The sequence below is a fragment of the Pantoea sp. C8B4 genome (assembly GCF_051336905.1).
Classification (GTDB): Bacteria; Pseudomonadota; Gammaproteobacteria; order Enterobacterales; family Enterobacteriaceae; genus Pantoea; species Pantoea rwandensis_B.
Map to the genome: position 1 here is coordinate 255,296 of NZ_JBGMNK010000006.1, position 12,089 is coordinate 267,384.

Genomic DNA, 12,089 nt, shown 5'->3' on the forward strand with positions numbered 1-12,089 from the left:
AACAAAAGACAACTTATGAGCTCGGATAAGAAGCAGTCCCTTGGCGCAGTCACACTCGCCGCGATTGGCGTAGTGTATGGCGATATCGGTACCAGCCCGCTCTATACTTTACGTGAATGTCTCTCCGGTCAGTTCGGCTTTGGCGTAGAACGCGAAGCGGTATTTGGCTTTCTCTCGCTGATCTTCTGGCTGCTGATTTTAGTGGTGTCACTGAAGTACATCAGTTACGTGATGCGTGCCGATAACGCCGGTGAAGGCGGGATCCTGACCTTGATGTCACTGGCCGGGCGCAATACCGGTGCACGCGCGACGGCGATTCTTGTCATCATGGGGCTGATTGGTGGCAGCTTCTTCTATGGTGAAGTGGTGATCACGCCCGCTGTCTCGGTATTGTCGGCGATTGAAGGGCTGGAGATTGCGGCACCGAGCCTGGATGCGTATATCGTTCCGCTTGCGATTGCAGTGCTGACGCTGCTGTTTGTGATCCAGAAGCACGGTACCGGCATCGTGGGGAAGCTGTTCGCGCCGGTGATGCTGGTGTGGTTTATCATTCTGGCCGTGCTGGGCGCGCGTAGCATCATCAGTAACCCTGATGTGCTGCATGCCATGAATCCTTACTGGGCGCTGCACTTCTTTATCCAGTACAAAACGGTGTCGTTCTTCGCGCTCGGCGCGGTGGTATTGGCTATTACCGGTGTGGAAGCGCTGTATGCGGATATGGGCCACTTCGGCAAATTCCCGATTCGTCTCGCCTGGTTTATCGTGGTGCTGCCCTCGCTGGTACTGAACTACTTTGGTCAGGGCGCGCTGCTGCTTAAACATCCCGAAGCGATCAAAAACCCCTTCTTCCTGCTGGCGCCAGACTGGATGCTGATTCCCATGCTGATTCTGGCGACGCTGGCCACGGTTATCGCCTCGCAGGCGGTGATCTCTGGTGTGTTCTCCTTAACGCGTCAGGCGGTGCGTTTAGGCTATCTCCCGCCGATGCGCATCGTGCACACCTCGGAAGAAGAATCGGGGCAGATTTACATTCCGGTGATCAACTGGCTGCTCTACTTCTCCGTGGTGATCGTGATTGTCGGCTTTGAGCACTCCAGTAACCTGGCGGCGGCTTACGGCATCGCGGTAACCGGCACCATGGTACTGACCGCGATTCTCTGCTCCACGGTGGCAATTCAGAACTGGCATTGGAACCGTTATCTGGTGGTGCTGATTCTGATTGGCATGCTGTGTATTGACGTGTCCTTGTTCTCGGCCAACCTGGTCAAAGTGTTCTCCGGCGGTTGGCTGCCGCTGACTCTGGCGCTGATGATGTTTATCGTCATGACCACCTGGAAAAGCGAGCGCTTCCGCCTGTTGCGCCGTATGCATGAGCACGGCAACTCCCTTGAAGCGATGATCGCCTCGCTGGAGAAATCTCCGCCGGTGCGCGTGCCGGGCACCGCAGTCTATATGTCGCGTGCCCTGAACGTGATCCCCTTTGCCATGCTGCATAATCTCAAGCACAACAAAGTGCTGCATGAGCGTGTGGTACTGCTGACGCTACGTACTGAGGATGCGCCTTACGTGCATAACGTGCGTCGCGTTACCATCGAACAGCTATCGCCCACTTTCTGGCGCGTGGTGGCGAGTTACGGCTGGCGTGAAACCCCAAACGTGGAAGAAATTTTCCACCGCTGCGGGCTGGAAGGTCTCAACTGCCGCATGATGGAAACCTCATTCTTCATGTCCCATGAATCGCTGATTATCGGCGATCGCCCGTGGTATCTGCGTCTGCGCGGCAAACTGTTCCTTGCGCTGCAACGCAATGCGCTGCGTGCGCCGGATCAGTTTGAAATCCCGCCTAATCGCGTGATCGAACTGGGTACTCAGGTCGAGATCTAGGGATCAAGCGCGTCACCAGCTTAAGGTGACGCGCAAGCCTTGAGGCTGCACATGGCTGAATGCGATGCGAATACCGTGCAGTTGCGCAATGTTTTTCACAATCGATATTCCTAAACCGCTGCCCGTTTGCGTCTGCCCCGGTGGTCGCCAGAAACGCTCACCAAGGCGCGCAAGCTGCTCATCGCTAACGCCCGCTCCGTTATCCTCAAGAACAACATTCCGCGCGTTTAACGTGAACTGAATCTGGCTGCCCGGCGGCGCATAGCGCAGCGCGTTATCCAGCAGGTTACGCATCAGCAAATTCAACAGCAGAGGATGACCGTTCATCACCGGTTCGGCCTGTGCATGCAGTTGTAGATCCATTTTCTGCGCTTCCGCCTGCGGGAAATGTTCCACCAGCAAATTTTGCAGCAGCGGTGCCAGTGGCACCGGCTGAAATTCGCTGCGCAGATCGTCTGCTTCTACTCTTGAAAGCGTTAAAAGCTGATCCACCAGCCGGGTGGCGCGCTGGATGCCGCTATCAAGCTGCTGCAATGCCCGTTTGCGCATTGCTTCGTCATCATCCGCCAGCTGAATCACTTCACTCTGCACGCGCAGTGCCGCTAACGGGCTGCGTAGTTCGTGCGCCGCATCGGAGGTAAAACGGCGCTCGCGCTGCACCAGTTGCGCCATACGGTGAAACAGCCCGTTTAATGCCGCCACCAAAGGCTGCACCTCTTTGGGCAAGCGTGCTTCATCGAGCGGTGTGGCGTCATCGGGTGCTCGCAACCGGAGTGATGCGGTCAGGCGCTTCAGCGGGCGCAATTCGAACCACACCAATGCCAGCAGCATCAGCAGCATAAAGGGCATGGCGTAAAGCCACGGCATCAAACTCGCCAGTGCCAGATCGCGCGTCATATCGTCGCGGTATTCCCACTCCTGTCCCACTACCACGCGATATTGTTTATCAGCAGAAGTCAGCCAAAGCAGCCGCCAACTGTCATCGTCGCCGCGCAGACGACCCTCGCGAAAACCGTCACGCTTATCATCAAACTGCATATCGCGCCCGTTCTCGCCATCGTTAAGCAACGGCTGGCCGTCCGCACGGAAAATGGCAAACGCCAGTGCATCATCATCCTGATCGCCGCGGTGATGGCGCAAAATGGATTTGGTTCCTGGCAGTGAGGCGGCGTGCAAGCTGGTGGGATCGAGTGACAGCAGACGTTTAGCGAACAGCATTTGCTGGGTATCAAATAGCTCATTAACGGTGTCGCGGGTCTGATGCCAGGCGCTGTAACTGGCCACGCCGCCGCACAGCACAATCAGCAGCACAAAGCCGATGGCGAGTCGTAGAAACAGACTCATTCTGCCGCACCGAGGGTATAACCCACGCCGTGCACGGTACGAATAAACGCGGTGCCGAGCTTTTTGCGCAGATGATGAATATGCACTTCTACGGCGTTGCTGGAGACATCGTCATCCCAGCTGTAGAGTTTTTCCTCCAGCTGGCTGCGGGTTAGCACGCGACCCGGATTGCGCATAAACAGCTCCAGCAGCGCCAGCTCCCGGCTCTTCAGGCTGATGGCTTCACCATCAATCCAGACGCTGTGGCTGCCAGGCGACATCACCACCTTGCCGTGTTTCAACTCGGGCTGTAGTTGTCCATGACGGCGGCGAATCAGCGCCTGTAAACGCGCGGCGACTTCAGCGAGCGCGAAGGGCTTACACAAATAGTCGTCAGCGCCTGACTGTAATCCTTGTACGCGCTGATCGAGCGCATCGCGTGCGGTGAGGATCAGCACGGGTACATCTGCGCCCTGCTCACGCCATTTAAGCAGGATCTCCAACCCATCGCGCCCGGGCAGCGAAAGATCCAGTACCACGGCATCCCACGGTGCGGCCGATAGAGCCTGAAATCCCGCTTCGCCTGACACGAACCAGTCAACGCTGAAGCCGAGTTTCGTTAGCCCGACTTTCAGGCCATCGCCAATCAGCGTGTCGTCCTCGATCAATAATATGCGCATGCGTTTCTCCTTAAGTGCAAGAGTCGTTATACGAAGCAAAAACCGGCTTGTACAGCGTCAATCGCCGCAGATTGGCTATTTTTCGTGTTTTTTTACCCCTTAAGATCCTGTTAAGAACCCTATGCTGTAATAGCCTCCGTATCCCACACATTCATGGAACAGAGGTGAAAAATGAAAAAGAGTGCAGCGCTAATCGCAATTGTGATGTTGGCCTCCACGCCGGTTCTGGCCGCGCAACAAGGTGGCTTTGTTGACCCGAATGCGCCAAAGGCTCAGGTTCACGCAGGTGGCTTCCAGGCGGATAACACCAGTGTCGTGACGGTGAAGCAGGCAGAAGAGATGAAGGATGATAGCTGGATTACTGTGCGCGGTTATCTGGATAAGCAAATCGGTGATGAGGATTATCTGTTCCGCGACAGCAGTGGCAACATGAAAGTCGAAATCGACCATAAGCGTTGGCATGGACAGACCATCACGCCGAAGGATCAGGTTGAACTGACCGGCGAGCTGGATAAGGACTTTAATTCCATCGAGCTGGACGTTAAGCAGGTTCGCAAGCTGCCATAACACTCTTCAGAGCCGCTCAGGCGGCTCGCATCCCCCCAAACTCAAATTATCCCCGGCACAAGCGAAACGTTTCGATGGCGATCACATTTCCGTGATGACGTCATTGAGTTGGCGCGCACATTTAATACACTCCCGCTCAGCGAAACGTTTCGCTGTGGAGTGGAAGAAATGAAAAAAGGTCGCTTGTTAAACGCTGAACTCTCTCATGTGATTGCCCGCCTGGGGCACACCGATACGCTGACGATTGCGGATGCGGGCTTGCCGATTCCGGCCGGACCACAGCGAATCGATCTGGCGTTGACGCCGGGAACGCCCGAATTTTTACAGGTGGTTGATGTTGTCACTCAGGAGATGCAAGTCGAAAGCGCCCTGATGGCGGAGGAGATCAAGCAACACAATCCGCAACTCCACAGCGCACTGCTCGCCGTGCTCGATGCCTTGCAACGGCACCAGGGGAATGTCATCACCATCCGTTACACCAGCCATGAACAGTTCAAACAAGAAACGCAGCGTAGTCAGGCGGTCATTCGCAGCGGAGAGTGTTCTCCGTATGCGAATGTCATCCTGAGCGCTGGCGTAACCTTCTGAGGTCGTTATGCAACCGTTATTGCAACTCAAAGGGATTGAAAAGTCGTTTCCCGGCGTAAAAGCGCTGAATGGCGCTTCACTGGCTGTTTATCCGGGGCGTGTGATGGCGCTGGTGGGTGAAAACGGCGCGGGGAAATCCACCATGATGAAAGTGCTAACCGGCATTTACAGCATGGATGCGGGCTCACTGCAGTGGCTGGGCAAGGATGTGGCTTTTTCTGGACCGAAAGCGTCGCAGGAGGCGGGCATTGGCATTATTCATCAGGAACTTAACCTGATTCCGCAATTGACCGTTGCGGAGAATATTTTCCTCGGTCGCGAATTTGTTAACCGCTTTGGCCGCATCGAATGGAACCGGATGTACGCCGAGGCGGATGCCTTATTACATCGTCTGAACCTGCGCTTCAACAGCCATAAGCTGGTGGGCGATTTATCCATTGGCGATCAGCAGATGGTTGAGATCGCCAAAGTACTTAGCTTCGAGTCGAAGGTCATCATTATGGATGAACCGACCGATGCGCTGACCGATACCGAAACCCTGTCGCTGTTCCGCGTGATCAATGAACTGAAAGCGCAGGGCTGCGGCATTGTTTACATCTCTCACCGCATGAAAGAGATCTTCGAGATTTGCGATGACGTCACTGTGTTTCGTGACGGGCAATTTATTGCCGAGCGCGCGGTGAGCGATCTCAGCGAAGAGAGTCTGATCGAGATGATGGTGGGTCGTAAGCTGGAAGATCAATATCCGCATATCGATCAGGCGCCAGGCGATATTCGTTTAACTGTTGAAAATCTCAGCGGGCCGGGCGTGGGTAACGTCAGCTTTACTCTGCGCAAAGGGGAAATCCTTGGTATTTCCGGTTTGATGGGCGCGGGACGCACCGAATTGATGAAAGTGCTGTACGGCGCACTGCCGCGCAGCAAAGGCACGGTGACACTTAATGGCCGCGAAATCATCACCCGATCACCTCAGGATGGCCTCGCCAACGGCATTGTTTACATCTCCGAAGACCGTAAGCGCGATGGCCTGGTGCTCGGCATGTCAGTGAAAGAGAACATGTCGCTGACCGCATTGCGTTACTTCAGCCATGCCACCGGTAATCTCAAACACAGCGAAGAGCAGTTAGCCGTCGGTGACTTCATCCGTTTGTTCAACGTTAAAACCCCTTCAATGGAGCAGCCGATTGGCCTGCTGTCGGGCGGTAATCAGCAGAAAGTGGCGATTGCGCGCGGATTAATGACGCGCCCGAACGTACTGATTCTGGATGAGCCGACGCGTGGCGTGGACGTGGGTGCGAAAAAAGAGATTTATCAGTTAATTAACCAGTTTAAAGCCGAAGGGCTGAGCATCATTTTGGTGTCATCGGAAATGCCGGAAGTGCTGGGCATGAGCGATCGCATCCTGGTGATGCATGAAGGCCATCTGAGTGGCGAATTTTCCCGTGAGCAGGCTACCCAGGAATCCCTGATGGCGGCGGCAGTCGGTAAGCAACACAGCGAGGAGTTAGTTGTATGAGCACCCAAACCTTACCCGCCAGCCGTCGCTGGTTTAGCAAAGCCTGGCTGCTGGAGCAGAAATCGCTGATTGCGCTGATCGTGCTGATTGCCGTGGTGGCGAGCCAAAGCCCGAACTTCTTCACCGTTGCCAACATGTTCAACATTCTGCAGCAGACCTCGGTTAACGCCATTATGGCCGTCGGCATGACGCTGGTGATTCTGACTTCGGGTATTGATCTGTCGGTGGGCTCGCTGCTGGCACTCACTGGTGCGGTCGCAGCTTCGATTGTCGGTTTGGAAGTGAATGCGCTGGTGGCAGTAGCGGCTTCGCTGGCACTGGGTGCGGCAATTGGCGGTATTACCGGCGTGATTGTGGCGCGCGGCAAGGTACAGGCGTTTATCGCCACGCTGGTCATGATGCTGCTGCTGCGCGGCGTCACCATGGTGTACACCAACGGCAGCCCGATCAATACCGGTTTTAGTGATAACGCCGATCTGTTTGGCTGGTTTGGTATTGGTCGTCCGCTGGGCATCCCAACGCCGGTGTGGCTGATGGCAGTGGTGTTCGCGCTGGCGTGGTACATGCTGCATCACACGCGCCTCGGTCGTTACATCTATGCGTTAGGCGGCAATGAAGCGGCGACACGTCTGTCAGGTATCAACGTTAACCGCGTCAAAATCATCGTCTATTCGCTGTGTGGTCTGTTGGCGGCGCTGGCGGGCACCATCGAAGTCGCGCGTCTTTCCTCTGCGCAACCGACGGCAGGCACCGGTTATGAACTGGATGCGATTGCGGCGGTGGTATTAGGCGGAACCAGCCTGGCGGGCGGCAAAGGTCGCATTATGGGCACGCTGATTGGCGCGCTGATCCTGGGTTTCCTGAACAACGGCCTGAATCTGATGGGCGTATCTTCTTACTACCAAATGATTGTTAAAGCCGTTGTCATTCTGCTGGCGGTGCTGGTGGATAACAAAAGCAGCAAATAACTCTGACCTTCACACAGGACTCTATAAATGAAAAAGTTAACTGCATTGGCCGTCATCCTTGGCGCCACCCTCAGTGCTGGCGCGATGGCTAAGGACACCATTGCGCTGGTTGTATCAACGCTGAATAATCCGTTCTTTGTGTCTCTGAAAGATGGCGCACAGAAAGAAGCCGACAAACTGGGTTATAACCTGGTGGTGCTGGATTCGCAGAATAACCCGGCGAAAGAGCTGGCGAACGTACAGGACCTGACTGTGCGTGGCACCAAGCTGATGCTGATTAACCCAACGGATTCTGATGCCGTGGGTAACGCCGTGAAGATGGCCAACCAGGCTAACATTCCGGTGATCACCCTGGACCGTGTGGCGGCACAGGGCACCGTGGTGAGCCACGTGGCTTCTGACAACCGCTTCGGCGGCAAAATGGCCGGTGACTTCATTGCGAAGAAACTGGGCGATGGTGCAAAAATCATCGAGCTGCAGGGGATTGCCGGGACTTCCGCAGCGCGCGAGCGTGGCGAAGGCTTCAAGCAGGCTGCTGATGCGCACAAATTTAATATCCTGGCGAGCCAGCCAGCAGATTTCGACCGTACTAAAGGTCTGAACGTGATGCAGAACCTGCTGCAGGCGCATCCGGATGTACAGGCGGTATTTGCTCAGAACGACGAAATGGCGCTGGGCGCACTGCGTGCGCTGCAGACTGCCGGTAAAACCGATGTGCTGGTGGTGGGCTTTGACGGTACCGCTGACGGTGTGAAAGCAGTAGAAGCCGGTAAACTGACTGCCACAGTGGCGCAGATGCCTGATAAAATTGGCGTGATTGGTGTGGACACTGCCGATAAAGTGCTGAAAGGCGAAAAAGTACAGTCGGTTAATCCAGTTGACCTGAAGCTGGTCACCAAATAAAAAACAAAGAAAAGCATGGCAACGCGCCACCGTCCTGGTGGCGCAACTTTCTGGATCACTCCCTATGAACACAAGCGCAAAACTGGCGGTACTTGGCAGCATCAATGCCGACCACATTCTGAACCTCACCCATTTTCCGCGTCCGGGCGAAACGGTGATCGGCAAACAGTATCAGATTGCCTTTGGTGGCAAAGGGGCTAACCAGGCCGTGGCGGCCGGTCGTGCTGGCGCGGATATCGCTTTTATTGCCTGTGTAGGTGCAGATGACATTGGCGAACGTATCCGTCAGCAGCTGCAGCAGGACCGTATTGATACTGCTCCGGTAGAAATCGTGGCAGACGAAGCCACCGGCGTGGCGATGATCTTCGTGAATGGCGAAGGTGAAAATAATATCGGCATCTATTCCGGTGCTAACGCGGCGCTGACGCCAGCCTGTGTCGATCGCCATCAGCAAGTGATTGCTGATGCTGAGGCCTTGCTAATGCAGTTGGAATCGCCGCTGGAAAGCGTGTTGGCGGCAGCGAAGATTGCGCGTGCCAATGCCACGCGAGTGATTCTGAATCCAGCGCCTGCCACTCATTTGTCTGATGAGCTGCTGGCCTTAATCGATATCATCACACCGAACGAAACCGAAGCCGAAATTCTGACCGGCATCGCGGTGAAAAGTGATGAAGATGCGGCACGTGCGGCGCAGGCGTTGCATGATAAAGGCATCTCTACCGTTTTGATTACCTTAGGTCGTCGTGGTGTGTGGTTGAGCGAGCAGGGCGCAGGCGTGCGTATTCCGGGCTTCACCGTGCAGGCTATCGACACCATCGCAGCAGGCGATACTTTTAACGGTGCCTTTATTACCGCGCGTCTGGAAGGTGTCGCAATGCATGATGCCGTGCGTTTTGCCCATGCCGCCGCCGCGATTGCGGTGACGCGTCCGGGGGCGCAGCCCTCAGTGCCGTGGCGCACTGAGATCGATAACTTCCTGCAGCAACAGGGTTAAGCCTTTGGCGACCATGAAAGATGTCGCCCGCCTGGCGGGCGTCTCAACATCGACCGTTTCCCACGTCATCAATAACAATCGCTTTGTTAGCGAGCAGGTGCGGGAAAAAGTGGAGCAGGCAATCCGTGAGCTGAACTACGCGCCTTCCGCGCTGGCACGCAGCCTGAAAATCAACCAAACCTGCACTATTGGCATGTTACTGACGGCCAGCAGTAACCCATTTTATTCAGAAGTGGTGCGCGGCGTAGAAAATAGCTGCTATGAGCGCGGCTACAGCCTGATTCTGTGCAATACCGAAGGCGATGAAGAGCGCATGAATCGCAGCCTCGAAACGCTGATGCAAAAGCGTGTCGATGGCTTATTAATGATGTGCACCGAGACGCACCTTCCCTCTGCGGAGATCCTCAATCGTTATCCGTCCGTACCCATGGTGATGATGGACTGGGCGCCGTTTGAAGGGCGTGGCGACATTATTCAGGACAACGCGCTGTTGGGCGGTGAACTGGCGACGCAGCATCTCATCGATCGCGGCTACACGCGCATTGCCTGTATTGCCGGCCCGCAGGATAAGACCCCGGCGCGCTTGCGTCTGGAGGGTTTCCATAAAGCGATGACCAGCAATGGATTGCCGGTGTTGCCGGGTTATGTGGTTGACGGTGATTTCGAATTTCAGGGCGGCTTCAATGCGATGAACCAATTGCTGACGTTAGAGTTGCTGCCTGAAGCGGTTTTCACCAGTAACGATGCGATGGCTGTGGGTGTTTATCACGCGCTATTCCAGGCTGGTTTACGCGTGCCGCAAGATATTGCGGTGATGGGCTATGACAATATCGAACTGGCGCGTTATCTCACGCCGCCGCTCAGCACTGTCCATCAGCCTAAAGATGAATTGGGTGAACTGGCGATTGATACGCTGATTCACCGTATGAGCGATCCCGACGCCAGTCAGCAAACGCTGGTACTGACGCCGGAGCTGGTGGAACGGGGTTCGGTTTAAGCGGTTTTCTTCTTTTTCTCACGATTGGCGATCAGATTGCGGCCATCCCCGGGACGCAACATCAGGAAAGCAAACGCGGACAGCACGGTAATCATTCCCATCGTCAGGAAGGTGGCGTGGAATTGCTGCACGGTTGTGCTCTCGAAATCCTGATAAAAACGCAGTACCGCCGCACTGACGGCCACGCCAAAGCTGATCGATACCTGCTGCGTTACCGCCAGCACGCTGTTACCACCGCTGGCATTCTCATCATTCAAATCGGCCAGGGTGATGGTATTCATCGCGGTGAATTGTGTCGACATCGCCATACCTAATACAAACAGTGCGGCTAACAGCATCAATACACTTTCACCCGGTGTCTGCAGTGAGAAGCTGGCGACAAGAATGCCGATGATGATGGTGATACCGACCAGCGTTTTACGATAACCGAAGCGACGTAGCACTTGTGTCACGGTTGATTTGGCCAGCAGCGAGCCAATCGCCGTTGGCCCCATCATGCAACCCGCTATCAGCGCGGGATAACCAAAGCCCACCTGTAACATCAATGGCATCAGGAACGGAATACAACCCGTGCCCAGACGTGCCGCGATATTACCAATGATGCCGACCGAGAAGGTTCGGGTCTTAAACATCGGTAAGTTGATCAGTGGTGCAGGATGGCGGCGTGCATGCACTATATATAGAAGCAATAGCGCGACACCGGCTAACAGCACCAGCACCGCCTGCCACGGCGACACGATACGCTCTCCGAATAGTTCGATACCGACGGATATCAGCACCAGACCTAAGCCAAACAGAATGAAGCCGCCAAAATCAAAGCGGCGTTTAGGCGTGGTGAAGTCCGGCATATATTTACGTGCATAGAAGATGCCCGCGATGCCGATGGGAATGTTGATCAGGAATATCCAGTGCCAGCTGGCGTAGGTGACCAGCAGGCCACCGAGCATCGGCCCCAGAATCGGTCCAACTAATCCCGGCATGGTCACAAAGTTAAGTACCGGCAGCAATTCACTGCGTGGATAAGCGCGCAACAATGCCAGGCGCGCGACCGGCATCATCATCGCGCCGCCAACACCCTGAATAATGCGCGAGATAACCAGCATGCTCAGCGAGCCCGAAAGTGCACAAGCTAAAGACCCCAACGTAAACAGTGAAACGGCCACGATAAAGACTTTGCGCGTGCCGAAGCGATCGGCCAGCCAGCCGCTGACCGGGATCAGCATGGCGACAGTGAGCGTATAACTGATCACAGCAGATTGCATGGCAAGAGGGGAACGGTCGAGACTGGTGGCGATAGCAGGAAGCGCAGTATTGAGGATGGTGGCATCGAGGGCTTGCATGAAAAACGCCATTGCGGCGATCCAGGGCAAGCCGGCCATACTGCGCGCGGAGCGAATCATTGAAAGTCCTTCTTTAATAATTGTTCAGTCTGCAACAAAGAAAACGGCGTTGGACTAACAGAATAGCATTGGTGCTTATACGCGTGACGCTGATTTGTGCCGCTTAACGGGGGCTTTTGACTGATTATTGATCGAGAAATGTCTGTTTTTAGCCTGTTCGGTTAAAAAAGTAGCGCTCAGTCAATTTTTTGTAATAAACCCTTGTCAGCTCCGAATAACTCCCTATAATGCGCCACCACTGAGACGGCAAAGCGGCAACGCAGACGGCT

The 12,089-nt window shown here is 55.2% G+C and carries 11 protein-coding genes; 8 read left to right on the forward strand and 3 right to left on the reverse strand.

Going from position 1 to position 12,089, the window contains the following annotated elements; all coding sequences use genetic code 11:
* The first annotated feature begins 15 nt into the window (after window positions 1-15).
* Complete coding sequence (gene kup / locus ACCW76_RS10480; protein WP_038643983.1) at window positions 16-1,884, forward strand: low affinity potassium transporter Kup; 1,869 nt, start codon at window positions 16-18, stop codon at window positions 1,882-1,884.
* A gap of 12 nt (window positions 1,885-1,896) precedes the next feature.
* Here the strand turns inward: kup and qseC are convergent, their stop codons facing one another.
* Both qseC and qseB read right to left on the reverse strand, forming a co-directional pair.
* Window positions 1,897-3,228, reverse strand: a complete 1,332-nt coding sequence (qseC, locus tag ACCW76_RS10485; protein ID WP_436338490.1) for a quorum sensing histidine kinase QseC — start codon at window positions 3,226-3,228, stop codon at window positions 1,897-1,899.
* Window positions 3,225-3,887, reverse strand: coding sequence for a quorum sensing response regulator transcription factor QseB (gene qseB / locus ACCW76_RS10490; protein WP_436338491.1), 663 nt, complete (start codon window positions 3,885-3,887; stop codon window positions 3,225-3,227). The genes qseC and qseB overlap by 4 nt, the downstream gene beginning before the upstream one ends.
* Window positions 3,888-4,058: 171 nt before the next feature.
* Between qseB and ACCW76_RS10495 the strand changes: the two genes are divergently transcribed.
* The 7 genes from ACCW76_RS10495 to rbsR all read left to right on the forward strand — a co-directional run bounded on the left by ACCW76_RS10495 (window position 4,059) and on the right by rbsR (window position 10,420).
* Window positions 4,059-4,454 (forward strand): YgiW/YdeI family stress tolerance OB fold protein, encoded by a 396-nt coding sequence (locus ACCW76_RS10495; RefSeq protein ID WP_038643988.1) that lies wholly within the window; start codon window positions 4,059-4,061, stop codon window positions 4,452-4,454.
* 168 nt (window positions 4,455-4,622) lie between these two features.
* Window positions 4,623-5,042 carry a D-ribose pyranase gene (rbsD, locus tag ACCW76_RS10500; protein ID WP_038643989.1) on the forward strand — a complete coding sequence of 140 codons (420 nt, stop codon included), beginning with the start codon at window positions 4,623-4,625 and terminating at the stop codon, window positions 5,040-5,042.
* A 7-nt stretch (window positions 5,043-5,049) separates the two neighbouring features.
* On the forward strand, window positions 5,050-6,558 hold the full coding sequence (gene rbsA, locus ACCW76_RS10505) for a ribose ABC transporter ATP-binding protein RbsA (protein ID WP_436338492.1): 1,509 nt from the start codon (window positions 5,050-5,052) through the stop codon (window positions 6,556-6,558).
* Complete coding sequence (gene rbsC / locus ACCW76_RS10510) at window positions 6,555-7,526, forward strand: ribose ABC transporter permease (protein ID WP_034830072.1); 972 nt, start codon at window positions 6,555-6,557, stop codon at window positions 7,524-7,526. Before rbsA ends, rbsC begins: the two co-directional genes overlap by 4 nt.
* 27 nt (window positions 7,527-7,553) lie before the next feature.
* Complete coding sequence (rbsB, locus tag ACCW76_RS10515; protein ID WP_034830075.1) at window positions 7,554-8,429, forward strand: ribose ABC transporter substrate-binding protein RbsB; 876 nt, start codon at window positions 7,554-7,556, stop codon at window positions 8,427-8,429.
* 64 nt (window positions 8,430-8,493) lie between these two features.
* On the forward strand, window positions 8,494-9,423 hold the full coding sequence (gene rbsK, locus ACCW76_RS10520; RefSeq protein WP_436338493.1) for a ribokinase: 930 nt from the start codon (window positions 8,494-8,496) through the stop codon (window positions 9,421-9,423).
* Between the two features lie 13 nt (window positions 9,424-9,436).
* On the forward strand, window positions 9,437-10,420 hold the full coding sequence (gene rbsR / locus ACCW76_RS10525) for a ribose operon transcriptional repressor RbsR (RefSeq protein ID WP_436338499.1): 984 nt from the start codon (window positions 9,437-9,439) through the stop codon (window positions 10,418-10,420).
* Here rbsR and mdtD read toward each other — a convergent pair.
* Window positions 10,417-11,820, reverse strand: coding sequence for a multidrug transporter subunit MdtD (mdtD, locus tag ACCW76_RS10530; RefSeq protein ID WP_436338494.1), 1,404 nt, complete (start codon window positions 11,818-11,820; stop codon window positions 10,417-10,419). The two genes, rbsR and mdtD, sit on opposite strands and share 4 nt — an antisense overlap.
* Between the last annotated feature and the right edge of the window lie 269 nt (window positions 11,821-12,089).